The sequence below is a fragment of the Pseudomonas sp. P7759 genome (assembly GCF_013386445.1).
GTDB classification, from domain to species: domain Bacteria; phylum Pseudomonadota; class Gammaproteobacteria; order Pseudomonadales; family Pseudomonadaceae; genus Aquipseudomonas; species Aquipseudomonas azotoformans_A.
In genome coordinates this window covers 1-17,329 of the sequence record NZ_JACART010000002.1, presented here as the reverse complement: position 1 = coordinate 17,329, position 17,329 = coordinate 1, and the positions used below count along the sequence as shown (strand labels likewise).

16 protein-coding genes are annotated in these 17,329 nt (G+C 61.6%); 9 read left to right on the top strand and 7 right to left on the bottom strand.

Translation table 11 applies throughout. The features are described from left to right. Positions 1–84: 84 nt before the first annotated feature. The 6 genes from HX823_RS00130 to HX823_RS00105 are packed head-to-tail and all read left to right on the top strand — an operon-like array spanning position 85 to position 6,436. Positions 85–1,461 carry a Rieske 2Fe-2S domain-containing protein gene (locus HX823_RS00130; RefSeq protein ID WP_177073822.1) on the top strand — a complete coding sequence of 459 codons (1,377 nt, stop codon included), beginning with the start codon at positions 85–87 and terminating at the stop codon, positions 1,459–1,461. Further along, positions 1,458–1,946, top strand: a complete 489-nt coding sequence (gene benB / locus HX823_RS00125) for a benzoate 1,2-dioxygenase small subunit (RefSeq protein WP_177073821.1) — start codon at positions 1,458–1,460, stop codon at positions 1,944–1,946. The genes HX823_RS00130 and benB overlap by 4 nt, the downstream gene beginning before the upstream one ends. Positions 1,947–1,956: 10 nt before the next feature. Further along, the gene (gene benC / locus HX823_RS00120) at positions 1,957–2,979 is read left to right on the top strand and encodes a benzoate 1,2-dioxygenase electron transfer component BenC (protein WP_177073820.1); all 1,023 of its coding nucleotides are present in this window, start codon (positions 1,957–1,959) and stop codon (positions 2,977–2,979) included. Between the two features lie 10 nt (positions 2,980–2,989). After that, positions 2,990–3,751: a 1,6-dihydroxycyclohexa-2,4-diene-1-carboxylate dehydrogenase gene (locus tag HX823_RS00115; protein WP_177073819.1), complete on the top strand. Its 762-nt coding sequence runs from the start codon at positions 2,990–2,992 to the stop codon at positions 3,749–3,751. Between the two features lie 54 nt (positions 3,752–3,805). Then, positions 3,806–5,140 (top strand): MFS transporter, encoded by a 1,335-nt coding sequence (locus tag HX823_RS00110; RefSeq protein WP_177073818.1) that lies wholly within the window; start codon positions 3,806–3,808, stop codon positions 5,138–5,140. Between the two features lie 39 nt (positions 5,141–5,179). After that, positions 5,180–6,436, top strand: a complete 1,257-nt coding sequence (locus HX823_RS00105; RefSeq protein WP_177073817.1) for an OprD family porin — start codon at positions 5,180–5,182, stop codon at positions 6,434–6,436. Here the strand turns inward: HX823_RS00105 and HX823_RS00100 are convergent. Next, positions 6,433–6,657 (bottom strand): DUF2790 domain-containing protein, encoded by a 225-nt coding sequence (locus HX823_RS00100; RefSeq protein ID WP_038850465.1) that lies wholly within the window; start codon positions 6,655–6,657, stop codon positions 6,433–6,435. The genes HX823_RS00105 and HX823_RS00100 overlap by 4 nt on opposite strands. Positions 6,658–6,766: 109 nt before the next feature. Between HX823_RS00100 and HX823_RS00095 the strand changes: the two genes are divergently transcribed. Then, positions 6,767–7,732, top strand: coding sequence for a LysR family transcriptional regulator (locus HX823_RS00095; protein WP_177073816.1), 966 nt, complete (start codon positions 6,767–6,769; stop codon positions 7,730–7,732). Here HX823_RS00095 and HX823_RS00090 read toward each other — a convergent pair. Genes HX823_RS00090 through HX823_RS00070 form a run of 5 tightly spaced genes read right to left on the bottom strand, consistent with a single transcriptional unit; the run spans position 7,713 to position 15,248 of the window. Next, the gene (locus HX823_RS00090; protein ID WP_177073815.1) at positions 7,713–9,326 is read right to left on the bottom strand and encodes an ABC transporter ATP-binding protein; all 1,614 of its coding nucleotides are present in this window, start codon (positions 9,324–9,326) and stop codon (positions 7,713–7,715) included. The genes HX823_RS00095 and HX823_RS00090 overlap by 20 nt on opposite strands. Next, positions 9,323–10,222, bottom strand: coding sequence for an ABC transporter permease (locus tag HX823_RS00085; RefSeq protein ID WP_177073814.1), 900 nt, complete (start codon positions 10,220–10,222; stop codon positions 9,323–9,325). Before HX823_RS00085 ends, HX823_RS00090 begins: the two co-directional genes overlap by 4 nt. Positions 10,223–10,225: 3 nt before the next feature. Further along, positions 10,226–11,176: an ABC transporter permease gene (locus HX823_RS00080; protein ID WP_177073813.1), complete on the bottom strand. Its 951-nt coding sequence runs from the start codon at positions 11,174–11,176 to the stop codon at positions 10,226–10,228. Further along, the gene (locus HX823_RS00075) at positions 11,173–12,783 is read right to left on the bottom strand and encodes an ABC transporter substrate-binding protein (RefSeq protein ID WP_177073903.1); all 1,611 of its coding nucleotides are present in this window, start codon (positions 12,781–12,783) and stop codon (positions 11,173–11,175) included. Before HX823_RS00075 ends, HX823_RS00080 begins: the two co-directional genes overlap by 4 nt. Before the next feature lie 44 nt (positions 12,784–12,827). Then, a complete protein-coding gene (locus tag HX823_RS00070) occupies positions 12,828–15,248 on the bottom strand; it encodes a TonB-dependent siderophore receptor (protein WP_177073812.1) in 2,421 nt (806 codons plus the stop codon). Positions 15,249–15,590: 342 nt separating this feature from the next. Between HX823_RS00070 and HX823_RS00065 the strand changes: the two genes are divergently transcribed. Next, the gene (locus tag HX823_RS00065; protein ID WP_038850475.1) at positions 15,591–16,064 is read left to right on the top strand and encodes a hypothetical protein; all 474 of its coding nucleotides are present in this window, start codon (positions 15,591–15,593) and stop codon (positions 16,062–16,064) included. 33 nt (positions 16,065–16,097) lie between these two features. Here HX823_RS00065 and HX823_RS00060 read toward each other — a convergent pair whose 3' ends face one another. After that, the gene (locus HX823_RS00060; RefSeq protein WP_177073811.1) at positions 16,098–17,093 is read right to left on the bottom strand and encodes a LacI family DNA-binding transcriptional regulator; all 996 of its coding nucleotides are present in this window, start codon (positions 17,091–17,093) and stop codon (positions 16,098–16,100) included. On the opposite strand from HX823_RS00060, the gene HX823_RS31825 reads away from it, so the two are divergent. Then, positions 17,086–17,329: hypothetical protein (locus HX823_RS31825; protein WP_218169598.1), on the top strand; the 244-nt coding region annotated here is incomplete at its 3' end. The two genes, HX823_RS00060 and HX823_RS31825, sit on opposite strands and share 8 nt — an antisense overlap.

Here is a 17,329-nt window from a genome sequence, read left to right as displayed (position 1 = left end):
GTTTTGCAGCCAACGGATATTGAGGAGTGGAGCGTGCCCCTACAGTGAAGGCGCCTGATACAAGAACAACCGAGGGCCTACCCCATGATCAGCACGCTCGACCGCCTCGCCCGGCAACTCGGCGAATCCGTCCAGGAAGATCCCGCCACCGGGGTGTTCCGCTGCCGCCGCGACATCTTTACCGACCCTGACCTGTTCGCACTGGAGATCAAACACATCTTCGAAGGCGGTTGGATCTACCTGGCGCACGAAAGCCAGGTGCCCGAGATCAACGACTACTTCACCACCTGGATCGGCCGCCAACCGGTGGTCATCACTCGCGATAAACACGGCACCCTGCATGGCCTGGTCAACGCCTGCGCGCACCGTGGCGCCATGCTCTGCCGGCGCAAGCAAGGCAACAAAGGCTCGTTTACCTGTCCGTTCCACGGCTGGACCTTCAGCAACGCCGGCAAGTTGCTCAAAGTGAAGGACCCCAAGACCGGCGCTTACCCGGACAGCTTCGACTGCGACGGCTCCCACGACTTGACGCGCCTGGGCCGTTTCGAAAACTACCGTGGCTTCCTGTTTGGCAGCCTCAGCGAATCCGTACCGGAACTCAGCGATTACCTGGGTGAAACCCGTGTGATCATCGACCAGATGGTCGACCAGGCGCCCTTGGGCCTGGAAGTGCTGCGCGGCAGCTCCTCCTATGTGTACGACGGCAACTGGAAGCTGCAGATCGAGAACGGCGCCGACGGTTATCACGTCAGCTCGGTGCACTGGAATTACTCGGCGACCATGGGCCGCCGCAATTATGAAAGCGAAGGCACCCGCACCGTGGACGCCAATGGCTGGTCGAAAAGCCTGGGCGGCGTCTACGCCTTCGAGCACGGGCATATCCTGCTGTGGACGCGCCTGCTCAACCCCGAAGTACGCCCGGTGCATGCTCACCGCGAGGCCCTCGCCGAGCGCCTGGGCCAGGAGCGCGCCGACTTTATCGTCGACCAGACGCGCAACCTGTGCCTCTATCCCAACGTGTACCTGATGGATCAGTTTTCCACCCAGATCCGCGTGGTGCGGCCGATTGCCGTCGACAAGACCGAAGTCACCATCTATTGCATGGCGCCCATCGGCGAAAGCGCCGAGGAGCGCGCCACCCGTATCCGCCAGTACGAAGACTTCTTCAACGTCAGCGGCATGGGTACGCCGGATGACCTGGAAGAATTTCGCGCCTGTCAGACCGGCTACCAAGGCGCGACCACCCTGTGGAACGACCTCAGCCGTGGCGCCAAACAGTGGGTCGAAGGCGCCGATGAAAACGCCCGCGCCATGGGCATGCAGCCGCAGCTCAGCGGGATCAAGACCGAAGACGAAGGCCTGTTCGTACGCCAGCACGCCCATTGGGCACAGAGTCTGCAACGCGCCATCCAGCACGAGCAGCAGGGCCTGATTGCCAGCGACAAGGCGGTGCTGTCATGAGTACCTCCCGCGACCGCCTGCTCGACTTTCTCTACCGCGAAGCGCGCCTGCTGGATGATCGCCAGTGGGACGCGTGGCTGGAGTGCTACTCGCCCAAGGTCGAATTCTGGATGCCGGCGTGGGACGATCACGACACCCTCACCGAAGACCCGCAAAGCGAAATCTCGCTGATCTACTACCCCAGCCGCGATGGCCTGGAAGACCGCGTATTCCGCATCAAGACCGAGCGCTCCAGCGCCAGTACGCCCGAGCCGCGCACCGCGCACCTGATCACCAACCTCGAAGTGCTGGCCGACGACGGCGAGCACGTGAGGTTGCGCTTCAACTGGCAAACCCTCAGCCACCGCTACAAGACCACGGACACGTACTTCGGCACCTCGTTCTACAGCCTCGATATGCGCGGAGAACAGCCGCTGATCACGCGCAAGAAGGTGGTGCTGAAAAACGACTACATCCATCAGGTCATCGACATCTACCACATCTGAGGACGCCCCAATGACGTACGCCATTGCCCTGAACTTCGAGGATGGGGTCACCCGTTTCATCGACTGCAAGGTAGGTGAAAAGGTCCTGGATGCGGCCTTTCGCCAACGTATCAACCTGCCCATGGATTGCTCGGACGGTGTCTGCGGCACCTGCAAATGCCGCTGTGAAACCGGCGCCTACGACTTGGGTGACGACTACATCGACGACGCCCTCAGCGAGGACGAAGCCCAGCAACGGCAGGTGCTGACCTGCCAGATGGTCCCGCAGTCCGATTGCGTGATAGCGGTGCCGGTGCCCTCCAGTGCCTGCAAGACCGGCATTGGACAATTTGCCGCAACGCTCTCGCGTATTACCACGCACGCCGATGCGGCGTTGGAAGTGTGTTTCGAGCTGGACCAGGCACCGGCTTTCCTGCCGGGCCAATACGTGAATATCGGTGTGCCGGGCAGCGGGCAGACTCGTTCCTATTCGTTCAGCAACCGCCCCGGCGACACGTGCGCCTCGTTCTTGATCAAGCATGTGCCCGGCGGCTTGATGAGCGGCTGGCTTGCACAGGCAGAGGTGGGCGACGCGGTGCCGATGACCGGCCCCCTGGGCAGCTTTTATCTGCGCGAGGTGACACGGCCGTTGTTGCTGTTGGCCGGGGGCACCGGGCTGGCGCCGTTTTTGTCGATGCTCGAAGTGCTGGCGGAGCGTCAGGAGACGCTCACGATCACGCTGGTCTACGGCGTGACCCGTGACGCGGACCTGGTGATGGTCGAGGCGCTGCAAGCGTTTGCCCAGCGGCTGCCGAACTTGAGCGTCGTCACCTGCGTGGCCGACCCGCAGACCCACCATCCACGGCAGGGCTATGTCACCCAGCACATGACGAACGACCAGCTTAACCACGGTGACGTCGATGTGTACCTGTGCGGCCCGCCGCCGATGGTGGATGCCGTGCGCCAGCACTTCAAGCAACAGGGCGTCAGCCCGGCCAGCTTCTACTACGAGAAGTTCACGCCCAACGCCATCGTCACCGGCGACGCCGCCTGAGGAAACCCACATGACACTACGTTTCAATAACCAGGTCGCGCTGGTCACAGGCGCAGCACAGGGCATTGGCCGGCGCGTTGCCGAGCGCTTGCTGGAGGAGGGCGCCTGGCTGGTGGCGGTCGATCGTTCGGAGCTTGTGCATGAATTGCAGCACGCGCGGGCGCTGACTCTTACCGCCGACCTGGAGCAGCACGCCGAATGCGCACGGGTGATGGCGCAGGCCAAGGCGCGTTTCAAGCGCATCGACATCCTGATCAACAACGTCGGCGGCACCATCTGGGCCAAACCCTTCGAGCACTACGCCGAGCCGGAAATCGAAGCGGAGGTGCGCCGCTCGTTGTTCCCTACGGTGTGGTGCTGCCATTGCGTGCTGCCCTACATGCTGAAGCAGGGCAGCGGCGCCATCGTCAACGTGTCGTCGATTGCCACGCGCGGCATCAATCGGGTGCCCTATGGGGCGGCCAAGGGCGGGGTGAATGCGCTGACCGCCTGCCTGGCCCTGGAAACCGCCGGCCGTGGCATTCGCATCAACGCCACGGCACCCGGCGGCACCGAAGCTCCGCCACGCCGCATTCCGCGCAACAACCAGCCGCAAACCGAACAGGAACGCGTCTGGTATCAACAGATCGTCGATCAGACTCTCGACAGTAGCCCGATGAAACGCTACGGCAGCATTGACGAGCAAGTCGGCGCGATCCTGTTCCTGGCCTCTGACGAAGCCTCCTACATCACCGGCGTGACCTTGCCCGTAGGAGGCGGCGACCTGGGCTGAGCGCCATTACCCCTGCAGACACTGACTCACAACAACAATAAAGAGAGCACTGCCATGCGTACCCATGACGTTCATTCGATTATCGATAATGCCCGCTTCAGCCGTTTTCACTGGAGAGTGGTGGGCCTGTGTGCCTTGCTGTTGATCTTTGACGGCTATGACTTGTTTATCTACGGCGTGGTGCTGCCGTCCATCATGAAAGAATGGAGTCTGTCGCCGCTGCAGGCCGGTGCGCTGGGCAGTTATGCGCTGTTCGGCATGATGTTCGGCGCGCTGGTGTTTGGCAGCCTGGCGGACCGGTTCGGGCGCAAAAAAGGCATCGCCGTGTGCTTCGCGCTGTTCAGCGTTGCCACGGTGATCAACGGGTTTGCCAGCAGTCCCACCGAATTCGGCATCTGCCGTTTTATCGCGGGCCTGGGCTGCGGCGGCCTGATGCCCAATGCGGCGGCGCTGATGAACGAATATGCGCCGAAGAAACTGCGCAGCACCCTGATGGCGGTGATGTTCAGCGGCTATTCCCTGGGCGGCATGCTCGCGGCCAGCGTCGGGATTTTCATGCTGCCCAATTATGGTTGGTCGTCGATGTTCTTCGCGGCGGCTATTCCGCTGCTGCTGCTGCCTTTGATCGTGTATTGGCTGCCCGAATCCATCGGTTTTCTGGTGCGTCAGGGTCGCCAGGAGCAGGCGCGGGCGTTGCTGATGCGACTGTCGCCGGGTACGCAGATCGAGGCAGGTGATGAACTGCTGCTTAACGAAGTGAAAGCCAAGGGCGCTTCGGTGGTGGAGCTGTTTCGCCATGGGCTGGGCGTGCGCACGGCGATGGTCTGGACCGCGTTTTTCTGCTGCCTGTTGATGGTGTACGCACTGAGTTCATGGCTGCCCAAACTGATGGCGGGCGCCGGTTATAGCCTGGGGTCGAGCCTGTCGTTCCTGGTGGCATTGAACCTGGGCGGCATGGCCGGGGCGCTTGTCGGTGGTTGGCTGGGTGACCGGTTGAACCTGATCAAGGTGATGATCGGCTTCTTCGTCACCGGTGTGGTTTCCATCAGCTTGCTGGGGATCAACAGCCCGATGCCGGTCCTGTACCTGCTGATCTTCCTCGCAGGCGCCACCACCATCGGCACGCAAATCCTGCTGTATGCCGGTGCGGCGCAGCTCTACGGTTTGTCCATGCGTGCCACCGGCCTGGGTTGGGCGTCCGGGATCGGTCGCAACGGCGCAATCGTTGGCCCATTGCTGGGCGGCGCCTTGATGTCTGCGGAGCTGCCGTTGCAGCTCAACTTCCTGGTCTTTGCCATTCCGGGTGCGATTGCTGCGCTGGCGATGATGACCTACGCCCTGAGTCAGCGTCGGCCGCGCAGCCATCTGGAGGCTGCTGGCGTGCGTTGATCTGCCACCGTCGATAACAACAATTAAAAGAGCAACGACATGAATCAACAGACCCTACAGCGTATCTGGCTGCCCCTACTCGGCATGCCTTTGGCGGCGACCGCGTCCGAAGGCGGCTTTTTCGAAGGCTCGAGTGCCACCTTGCAAGCCCGCAACTATTACTTCAGCCGTGACTTCTCCGACATTGTCGGGGCCAACAAACAATCCAGGGCCGAAGAGTGGGGGCAGGGTTTTATCCTGACCTATAAATCTGGTTACACACCAGGGCCTGTCAGCTTCGGCCTGGATGCGCTCGGCACCCTGGGCCTCAAGCTCGACAGCAGCCCGGACCGGGTCAACAGCGGCTTGTTGCCGGTCAAGGACGATGGCCGTGCGGCAGATGACTACAGCCGCCTCGGCCTGACCTTCAAGGCGCGGGTTTCCAAGACTGAGCTGAAAGTGGGTGAATTACAGCCCAACCTGCCGGTGCTCGCCTTCAGCGATATCCGCCTGCTGCCGCCGAGTTATCAAGGGGTGAGCATCAGCTCCAATGACGTCGCTGGCCTCACGCTACAGGCCGGACACCTGACCACCACCAGCCTGCGTAATGAGGCCGGCGACGAAAAGATGATCGCCATGCTCGGCCACGTGCCGCAGCGCAGTGCCGAGAGTGGCGCATTCAACTATGTTGGCGGTGACTACGCCTTCAACGCCAATCGCACCAGCGTCAGCCTGTGGCGCGGCCAGTTGCAAGACATCTATGCGCAGAACTTTCTTGGCTTCAAGCACAGCCAGCCGATGGGTGATTGGGTGCTGGGGGCTAACCTGGGTTACTACGCAGCGCGAGAGGACGGCGATAAATTGCTCGGCAAGATCGACAACCAAGCGTTTTTCTCGCTGCTGTCGGTCAGGCGGGGCGGTCATACCGTCTATGTCGGCTACCAGGCGATGTACGGTGACAGCGCGTTCCCACGGGTGTTTGCCAACGTCACGCCGCTGGGCAACGAGGTGCCCACCTATGAGTTTGCCTACACCGACGAGCGCTCCTGGCAAGTGCGCTACGACTACGACTTCGGGGTACTCGGGCTTCCAGGGTTGATCACGACGGTGCGTTACATCACCGGCGACAACGTGACCACCGGCGCGGGTTATCAGGGCAAGGACCGCGAGCGTGACCTGGATATCGGCTACGCCGTGCAGAACGGTGCTCTGCGCGGCCTGGGTATACGGTTGCGCAACGTCATGGCGCGCTCCAACTACCGCAGCGATATCGACGAGAACCGGCTGATCCTCAGTTACACCTGGACGCTGCTTTAAACGCCACCCTGGCACGTGCCCATCACCAGGTAGTTCACGCTATGGCTGACGCCCTGGCTGTCGACGTACACCAGGGTCGCGGGCTCGACCTGGCAACTGCCTGGCACGGGCGTCACGGAAACGATGCGCTGGATATCCGGCGCAGCGTTCTCGGGATTGCCTTGGGCAAAGGCACCGCTGGCGGTAAAAAGCAGGATAAGGCTGAAAAATTTGATCTTCATGCGATGGCCCTCGGTCAGTGGTTTCAGTTTAGTCAGAACCGCGCAGGGTTAAAGACAGGGGCAGGTAAATGACTCATACGGATTACGTAGCAATCGCGGGGCAACGCTGATGGACATGCTCAATGGCATGCAGGTATTCGCCCGTGTGGTGGACAGCGGCAGCTTCGCAGCGGCCGCCGAAACCCTAGAATTGTCGGGGGCACAGGTGTCCCGGTTGGTGTCCGAGCTTGAGAAACACCTCCAGACGCGCCTGCTGCAACGCACCACACGGCGTCTGTGCCTGACGGAGTCGGGCGAACGTTTTTTGCTGCGCTGTCGTGACATTCTGGAAGACGTCAGGGAGGCAACGGCAGAAGCCAGTGGCGCTCACCTCAATCCCCGAGGGCGTCTGCGTGTGCATTGCATGAGCGGCCTGGGCGTGCTGATCACCCCGCTGGTCGCCCGCTACAGCGAGCGATATCCGCACGTCGGCGTGGAGCTGACACTTTCCCAGCACACCCCGGACCCGCTGGAAGAAGGCCACGATGTGGTGATTTCGATTGCCCGTTCGCTACCGGACTCAGCGTTGGTCAGCCAGACCATCGGCCAGTTGTTCAGCGTGCCCTGTGCCGCGCCCCGGTACCTGCATCGGCACGGCGTGCCCGAACAGGCGGAGCACCTGAGTCAGCATCAGTGCCTGCATCTGCAAGACTTCCAGGAAGATGCCTGGTTGTTCAAAAGCGAGGCGGGTGAGCTCGCGGTTTCACCCGGCGACACCTTCAGGACCAACGTGGCCGACGCCATGGTCAAGGCGACACAGGAGGGCATGGGCATCAGCCTTTTGCCGTTTTTCAGTGTCTCCCAGGCGTTGCAGGACGGCTCGCTGGTGCGTTTGCTGCCGGATTACCGGCTGCGCGAACGCAGTATTTTCGCGGTGTACCCGTCGCGGCGCTTTCTGGATGCCAAGGTGCGTACGTGGGTGGAGTTTTTGCAGGCGCAGTTGCCATTGCTACTGTCGCAACATGTCCGAGTGATTGATGCCCCGGCGTATGCCGCCCAATCCGCTGTAGCCCTGGTCAGGCGGCGGTTGCCGTGACGTGCCGGCCCGGGATCGCAGCAATCAGCTCCCGTGTGTAATCACTCGCCGGCCGATTGAATATCCGCTCCACCGAACCCTGCTCAACTACCCGGCCATTGCGCAACACCAGCACCTCATGCGCGAAGTTGGCCACCACCGACAGGTCATGGGACACCAGCACATAGGCAATGCCCATCTCCCGTTGCAGCTCTTCCAACAAATCCAGAATGTGCGCCTGCACCGACACGTCGAGGGCACTGACCGGCTCATCCAGCAGCAACAGGTCCGGCTTCAACGCCAGCGCCCTGGCAATGGCGACGCGTTGGCATTGGCCGCCGGACAGTTCGCGTGGCAGGCGGTCCAGGTAGCTGACTGGCAGGTGTACGCGACTGATCAATTCCCGCGCGGCCTGTTCCAACGCTGGCCCCTTGAGCAAGCCGAACGAGACCAGTGGTTCGACGATGCTGTCGAACACGGTGAAGCGAGGGTCCAGCGCTGCGAACGGGTTTTGCTGCACCAGTTGCAGGCGCTGGCGCAGCGGGCGGAAGTCGCGCCAGCTCAGGTGCGTGACGTCCTGCTGTTCGAACCAGACCTGGCCATGGCTCGGCTTTTCCAAGCCCAGGGCGATGCGCAATGCAGTGCTTTTGCCCGAACCCGATTCGCCGACGATAGCCAGGGTCTGGCCGGGATACACCTGCAGGTTGAGATCTTCAAGCGCCACAAAAGTCGACTGCTCACCTTTTACCTTGGGCAGCGCAAACGTCTTACCCACGTTTTGCAGGCGCAATATCGGCTGTTGTGCCGGATCAACCCGTACCAACGGTTCACGACGTTTGGCAAACGCGGGCGCGGCGGCAATCAGCGCGCGAGTGTAGTCGTGCTGCGGGGCATCGAGAATCTGCCGTGGCGGCCCCTGTTCCACCAGTTCACCCTGCTGCATCACCAGGATCCGGTCGGCGCGGTCGGCTGCCACACCCAGGTCGTGGGTGATGATCAACAGCGAAATTCCACGCTCGCTGACCAGGCGTTGCAGGTGGTCGAGGATCTTGCGCTGCACGGTGACGTCGAGGGCGCTGGTGGGCTCGTCGGCGATGATCAGGCGTGGGTTGCCGGCCAGGGCAATGGCGATCAGCACGCGCTGGCGCATGCCGCCGGACAGTTCATGGGGATACTGACGGGCGCGCAGCACGGGTTTGTCGATGCCCACCTGTTGCAGCAGCTCGACAATGTCCGCATCGACAGCGGGGTAGCGTTTGCCCTTGGCCAGGATCAGCGCCTCGGCGATCTGCTGGCCCACGCGCAATGTGGGGTTGAGGCTGACCATCGGGTCCTGGGGCACCAGGCCGATAGTGCGGCCGCGCAAGGCACGTTTTTGGCGTTCATTGGCGTGGGTCAGATCCTGGCCGTCTACCCACAGTTGGCCGGCGCTGATCTGCGCACTCTCCGGCAATAGACCCAGGATCGCGTTGGCCAGGGTCGATTTGCCCGAGCCGGACTCGCCCACAATCGCCACGGTCTCGCCCTGGGCAATGCTCAGGGATAGGCGATTGACCGCCGTGTTGCCGTGCCGATAACTGACACTGAGTTGGCGAACATCCACTAAAGCATTCATCGCGGGGTCTCCTCGAAGGTGCGGGCGATATGGTTGAGGCTGAACACCACGGCCACCAGGAACAGGCCCGGCAGCAGCGACACCCACGGGGCGGTGATCAGGAAGTGACGGCCATTGGCAATCAGCGTGCCCCACTCGGCGGCGGGGGGCACCGCGCCGAAACCGAGGAAGCTCAGCCCCGCCGTTGCCAGGATCGCAGCGCCAAAGTCGAGCGTCGCCAACACTGCCACCGGGCCCCAGGCATTCGGCAGGATGTGGCGCAACAACGTACGGCTCCAACTTGCACCGCCCAGGCGCGCGGCTTCCACATAGGGCAACGTCTTGACCCGCAGCACCTCGGCGCGGGTGGTGCGGGCGAACCCCGGAATGATGCCGACGCCCACTGCGATGGCCACCGGTACGGTGCCGAAGCCGATCGCGGTGACAATCGCCAGGGCCAACAGCACGCCGGGCAAGGCCAGCAGCACATCGACGAAGCGCATGATCACCGAGTCGATACGCCCGCCGGCAAAGCCCGACAGAATGCCCAGTCCCAAGCCGCCGAGCAGGGCGATGCCGACGGCCAGCGAGGCGGCCAGCATCGACAGGCTCGAACCGTAGACCACCCGGGTAAACAGGTCGCGGCCCAGTTCATCAGTGCCAAACCAGTGGGTGAGGTTTGGCGCGCGTAGCTTGTCGACAGGCGAGGTGGCGTAGGGGTCAAAGCTTGTCAGTACGTGAGGCGCCACGGCTGAAATCAGTGCGAAGAGCACCAGCAACAGCGCCAGGCTGAAACCAGGCCGTCGCAACAAGGGCAACAATACCGTCGTCGCGCGCTGCAATCGGCTGCGGCGACGCCACAGCGGTTGGCTGACCGGGATGGCTGTGCCGCGCAGGTTCTGCTCAAGGATGGTCATGATCTAAGACACCTTTGGCGTGTGGGAGATGCGCGGGTCGAACCAGGGGTAAAGCAGGTCGACCAACAGGTTCACCAATACAAAGGCCGCAGCCGACACCGCGACGATGGCCAGTACCACCGGAATGTCCTGGCGCAGCACCGCCTCCTGGGCCAGTCGGCCAATGCCGGATCGCGCAAAAATGGTCTCCACCAGCACCGCGCCGGACACCGTATTGCCGACCTGCAAGCCGATCAGGGTCAGGATCGGCAGCGCGGCGTTCTTGAACCCATGCCGCGCCTGCACCTGACCCCGGCTGAGGCCCTTGGCGTAGGCGGTGGTGATGTAGGACTCTTTCCAGACACCCTGGAAGCTCCGTTGCAGTACCTGGGCGTACACCGCTGCACTGGGAATGGCCAGGGTGACGGCCGGCAGCACCAGGCTTTCGAAACCCCGACTGCCGGTAGCGGGAAACCAACCCAGGCCAAAGGCAAACACCTGGATCAGCAATAGCCCCATCCAGAACACCGGCACCGAAAAGCCCAGGGACGGCAAGCGCGTCAACGCTTTCTTCAACGGTCGCCAGCGGATATAGGCGGTTAGGTAAGCCAGGCCAATACCGCCCAGCAACGACAGGACGATGGCCAGGCCCGCCAACGACAAGGTTTGCGGCAGGCGTTCAACCAGCAGCTCGGCCACTGGACGGTTAAGGGAAAGTGACTGGCCGAAGTCACCTCGAACGGCGCCCCACAGCAGGTCGAAATACTGTTCGAATACGCCCTTGTCCAAACCGTAATAGGCCCGCGCCTTTGCCAGGTCTTCTACCGACAGCGCGTCGGCTTCCATGCCCGAGGCGCTGAGCATCAATGACAGCGTGTCGCCCGGCAGCAGATAGAGAATGAAGTACGTGATGCTATAGGCACCCCACAACACCAGCAGCGCCTGGCCGACCCGACCGATCAGGTAGCGGCTCATGGCGTGCCGATCTCGATATCACCCAACAGCGCAAAACCCTCGGCGGTCCAGCGGAAGTTTTTCACCTTGGGCGAGGTTGCTGCCTGCCACACGCGCTCGTAGATCGGGAATGCCGAGCTCTCATCAATCAACAGGTCTTGCAGGTCGCCGTAGGCGGCTGCGCGCTGCGCGCTCTGGGTGGCCGTGATGCCGGCATCAAACAACGCCTTGGCTTTGTCCAGTACCGCCGGTTCATAGGTGTTGGTGGCCACGGTTGAGCTGTTGGCGCTGCGCGGATCGAGGATGGTTTGCAGGATGATCGGGTCGGCGCGGGTCATGTAGTTGATGGTCAGGTCGTAATTGCCCGCAGAGTTGTTGGCGACCCATTCGGCGCGGGTGACGACGCTGAGTTTCAACTCGATACCAACCTTGCGCAGTTGGTCCTGGATCAGCACATCGCCGGCAGTCTCGGCCGGGCTGATGTTATAGCTCAGGCTCAGGCGCTTGCCGTTTTTCTGCCGGTAGCCATCCGCGCGCTTGGCCCAGCCGGCTTCGTCCAGCAAGCGCTCTGCACCGGCCGGGTCATAACCGAGCTTGGCCGCCTGGCTTTTGACATACGGCGTGGTCACATCAAACACGCCGTCCACCACCGGGAATTCGGCGTTGTACACCGTGCTGGCGTAACTCTTGCGATCAATCGACTTTTGTACGGCCAGGCGCACTTGCTTGTCAGCCAGCAGGCGCTCGCCACGGGTGTTGGGGAAGAGGTTGAGTGCGGGGCCCGGCAACGAACGGCTCTGGATCGTCGCGCCCTTGGACTGAAACAACTTCAGGTCAACTTCCGAGAACGGGTTGCGCGGCCACAGGATGTCGGTCTTGCCTTGCAGGAACAGGCCGTTGCGCACGCTTTCTTCGGGGATGTAGCTGATGTCTACCGCATCCAGGTGCGCTTCGCCCTGGTTTTTCATATTGGCCGAGGCCCAGGCGTAGCCCTTGCGCTTGGTCAGGTGTGCGCCGACTTCCGGCGTGTAGCTGGCCAATACGAACGGCCCGGTGCCGATGATCTTGCCCAGGGAGCGCTCTTTCACCGTCAGTGCGTAGGAGGCGGGCGCGAGGATCGCCAGGTTGGTGGTGGAAGTCGCCTGCAGGAAACCCGCGTTGGGCTTGGACAGCACCAGCTTGACGGTGAAGTCATCGACCACTTCGGCATGGTCGTAACCTGCCAAGTAGGTGGCGCCGAAAGTGGCGGGCAGCTCGGTCGCCAGGGCCTTGTCGCTGTCAAACGCAGTTTTCACCGCCTTGGCATCGAAGCGTTCGCCGTTGCTGAAGGTGACGTCCTCACGCAGGTGAAAGGTATAGGTCAGCGCGTCGTCACTGACTTCCCAGCGTTTGGCCAGCCAGGGGATGATCTTGCCGGTCTGCGGGTCCTGGTCGGTGAGGGACTCGGCAACGTTGCGCAGCAGCACGCGGTGTTCCAGCCAATACACTTGGAACGGGTCGACGCTGACCAGAATGGTGTTGTCGCCAAAAAACGCAATGTTCAGGGTTTTGCCCGCCTGGGTATCAGTCCCGGGCGAGCAGGCGGCGAGGCTCAGCGCCAAGGCGCAGGGGGCCAGCAGACGGCTCATCAAGTTGGAGGTATTCAATGGGGGGCCCTCAGGTGGCGGTTGGATCAGAAGTCATAGGCGAGCTTGGTGTACCAGTAGCCGCCGCCGGGGTAGAACGGCGGGTTGCCGTAGGCGGCCAGGCCGAGGTTGCTGTACACCGCGTGTTTGTCGGGGCGCACGTCGAAGATGTTGGTACCGCCGATGCTGACGGTGAGGCTGTCGACGAAGGTGTAGCTGATGTCCAGGTCGGTGATCCACTTGGCGCCAAAGCTGCGGTCGCCGCTCGGGTTGACCGCCAGTGTCTTGACCGCGCCGTAACGGGCAGTTTGCAGGTTGACCGCCAGGTCCTCGACCTTCCAGTTGGCGCCCAGGATCCACTTGGTCTTGGGTGACGCATCGGTCAGGTCGCCTTCACGGTCACGGCCCACCAGGGTCACGCCTGAACCGGCCAGCGCACTGGGCGTGTCGCGGGTGCCTTCGATGGTGGTCTTGTTCCAGTTGAACCCCAGGCTCCAGCGCACACTGCCCCAGGCGTCCAGTGGCGTGGTGTGGTCGGCGACCACGTCCAGGCCCTTGGTGCGGGTGTCGAAGGCATTGGTGTAGTAGTTGACCCAGGTGCCGGTGGGCACGCCCTGGGCGGCGAGGATGGCGTTGATCGCGCCGTTGCCACGGTCATAAATGTTGCTGGTCAGGGCGATGCGGTCGTCGATGTCGATCAGGTAGGCATCGGCGGTGATGCTGGTGCGTGGCGCCGGTTGCCAGGTCAGGCCCAGCCCCAGGTTGCGCGATTTCTCCGGCTTGAGGTCATCGCCACCGAGGGCCTTGGCCAGGTTGCTGCCGGACGGCGTCAGGCGGGTTACCGCCGGCACCACGTTACCGTTCACGTCGGTCGCCACCCGGTTGTCGGCCACGGTGTAGCCGATCTGGGTCAGGGACGGTGCACGGAAGCCGGTGCCGACGGTGCCGCGCACGGCCACGGTATCGGTCAATTCGTAGCGCGAATTCAGTTTCAGGCCGAACGTGTTGCCCGAGTCATCGTCGTAATGTTCGACACGGCCAGCGACGTCGAGGAACCAACGGTCGGTCAGGTCGAAACCCAGGTCCAGGTAGCCCGCGTAGTTGTTGCGGATCAGGCTCACTTCGTCTTCAGGGCGAATCGTTACCGCGGCCTGAGCGCCGGAAGCGGCGGGGTAGGTGCCGGTGATATAGGCCTCGGGGTCGCCGGCGAAGGTACTGAAGTGCTCCCAACGATGCTCCAGGCCCGCCGACACCTGCACCGGTGGCGTCAGGTTGAACAGGCTGTCGTAGCGGCGGGTGAAGTCCAGGTTGTTGACCCATTGCTCAAAGCGGAAAGTCGCCAGGTTGTCGAACTTGGTGGGGGACGCCGTGCCCAGCGACGGGTTGATATTGAGGTCGCTGGAATGGTGAACGTTGTTGCGCCCGTAAGTGGTGCTCAGGTCCCAGTTCCAGTCGGCCACCAGGCCCTTGCCGCCGAACAGCAGCTGGTAGTCGCGGTCCTTGATGTTGTTGAGCGGGAAGTAGCCGTCCGGGAATACCTCAGGGACTGCGGCGGTGCCGGTCGGCAGGCGGAAATAGTTGGCGGCCTCGGCATCGCGTTCGCCATAGGTAGAGAACGAATACAACGTCAGGTCCTCCAGCGGCAATTCGGCGTTGTAGGCCAGGTTGAAGGCCTTGAGGTCCGGGTCGCCGTTCTTGATCGCGACACGGTCCCAGGCCGCTTCCTTGGCGGGGTCACTGAATGCCCGCACGCTGCGGTCGGCTTTGTCGTTCCAGGAAGCGCTGCCGCGTTTGCGCGCATCGGCCGAGAAGTGGAAGAAGCCGCCCTGGCCCAGTTCAAAACCCTGGTCGCCCGCCACCTTGATGGTCTCGCCCTGGCCGGAATACAACTGGCCGTAACTGGTTTCCAGGTGGCCGCCGCTCTTGGTGTTCTTGAGGATGATATTGATCACACCCGCCACCGCGTCAGAGCCGTACTGCGCGGCAGCGCTGTCTTTGAGCACTTCGATATGGTCCACCGCGCTGACCGGGATCAGGTCGATGTCCACCGCATTCGCACCGCTGTTATCGATCGAGCCGCGCTGTCCCGTCGCGCCGTTGTGGCGGCGCTTGCCGTTGACCAGCACCAACGTGTACGCCGGGCCCAGGCTGCGGTTGCTCAACGGTCGGGTCACCGAGTTGTAGCCGGCGATGTTGGTGCCGAAGTTGAACGACGGCAGCAGCTTGGCGATTGCTTCGGACAGCTCGGCGCGACCGGTCTTGAGCAACTGGTCGCTGTTGATCACATCGATGGGCGCCGGGCTGTCGGCCACCGTGCGCTCCTGGCCACGCAGGCCGGTGGAGATCACGGTCACGGTGTCGAGCTTGGCGTCTTCGGCGAAGGCGGGCGCGGCTGCCAGGAGTACAGAGCTGGTCAGCAGCGACAGATGAAATTTTTTGAGCGCAGTGGGGAGTGCGATGTCTGGCATGTAGGCGACCTGGAGGGTGGGGGGTACGTCCTCCGCCAGGTATGGGGTCGGTCTGTGAAGCGAAGATATCTCTATAAAAAACCGTGGGGAAAGTCTTTTTTGGAATAAGCTAATTATTAATTAATGTTATTTTGAGAGATAATAAGATCATATATTTTTATTTAGTGCTTGAGGCGACTCCGTATGGTTGTGTGTGGGACTGAGTCAGGCTCGCTCGCAAGCTGTTCAAGGTCATGGACGGCTATTTGCGCGGCGACACGGATAATCTTTTAATGTGTCGTTACGATCGACTCCCGCCCGAACAACAAGATTTTGATGCGGCATCAGAGCAGAAGAAAAGCCATGGAAGTGATTAGAGCGACAGATCCTGTCAGATCTGCGAAATACGAGCGCTGGAAGACCCAATGGAAGGATCAGTCCGAGTTGGATGAGTTCTTTTTTATCAGTGATGTTGTACATCCTGAAGATGTCTTGATGTTTTCCAAGGTTTTATTCCCCGATCTGGTTGTTCATGAGTCGGGGGTGTTTCTGGCAAGCCAATTCACTGTCGAGGCTTTCACCAACTGGATGGAGACTTGTAATAAGGATGTGGTGGCGGTTGAAAAGCTTCTGAATCATATGCATCTGTATGATGTTTTTGGAGGCTGCAACGATAGGGTGGAAGAGGCTGTGTACGAACAGCTCTGCAGGATTGTTGCTCAGTCATGGAGGATGGTGTTGCTGAGTCAATTTCCAGAAAGGACATTTTGTGTCCAAGCGATAGTGTCCGATCAGGAATATGGCCCAGTGGTTACGTTCTCCCAAGTCAGCGTATAACCTTTCCGTTGCGGGAGGCCGCCGCACCGTCTGTTATCCCGTCGGGGGCGCAGCGCTTTTACGGACAGTCAGTTCAAAAGGCAGGGTCACATGCTGCTCAGGATTGGCTTTTTTCTCGATCAAGTTGATCAGCATTTCCACGGCCCTGCGCCCAAAGCCTTCGGCGGGCTGGGCAATGGTGGTCAGCGGCGGATCGCAGTAGTGCGCCAGCGGAATATCATCAAATCCCACCAGGGAGATATCTTCAGGCACGCGCAGGCCCGCTTCCTTGATGCGCTTGAGCGCGCCAATGGCCATTTCGTCGTTCTCGCAAAACAGCGCAGTAGGACGCTCCGGTAGTGTCAACAGACTGGCAGCACCCTCATAGCCGGCGCGCAGGCTGAAGTCGCCGTGGCAAATAATCGCCGGGTCACTGGGGATGCCTGCCTGCGCCAATGCCGCCTGATAGCCCGCCACTCGGTCCTGGGTCAGGGGGCTGCTTTGAGGGCCCTTGATCAAGCCAATCCGACGATGCCCCAGGCCGATCAGGTGCTCGGTCATCGCTTGGGCAGCCGCCTGGTTGTCGAGGCTGATGGTGGGATGGCGTCCGCCCTTGATCACCTCGCAGGCGTTGATCATCGGCGGCGTGTCTGTGCGGTCGGCCGGGAAAGGATCGTAGGCGCGCAACTGAATCACGCCATCGGCCTGATGGGCGTCAACCAGCCCGGCATATTCGCGCTCGACGTCTTCGCGGCCCTGGGTATCGCAGAGCAACAGTCGATAGCCGGCAGTCTGAGCCGCCTGTTGCGCGCCGCTGATCACGCGCGCGAAAAACGTGTTGGCAATCTTGGGAACCAGGATGACCAGGTTGGCGGTGCGCCGCGAGCGAAATTGGACCGCCATCAAGTTAGGGCGATAACCCACCTGTTCGACGGCAGCGTTGACCTTGTCGCGCGTGGCCTGACGCACGCGTTCGGGTGATGCCAGGGTGCGCGATACGGTCGCCACTGAAACCCCGGCGAGCCGGGCGACTTCACGAATATTGGACAAAATCACCTCTTGTTTGAACGCTAAGGCGGTCGAGCTTACCGCAGGTCTGCCTGCGCTTGAATCCTTGCGACTGTGGATTATCGATTTGACAGCCTTGCTTGCAGCGCATAAATTCCAGTTCAAATGTAACCGGTTACATTCTAATGGAAACAGCTTTCAGCCGAGCCGCGCAGAGAAGGTCAGCGATGAACACAGTGATACCCAAAATAAGAATGGGCTTTGTGGGTGGGGGGGAG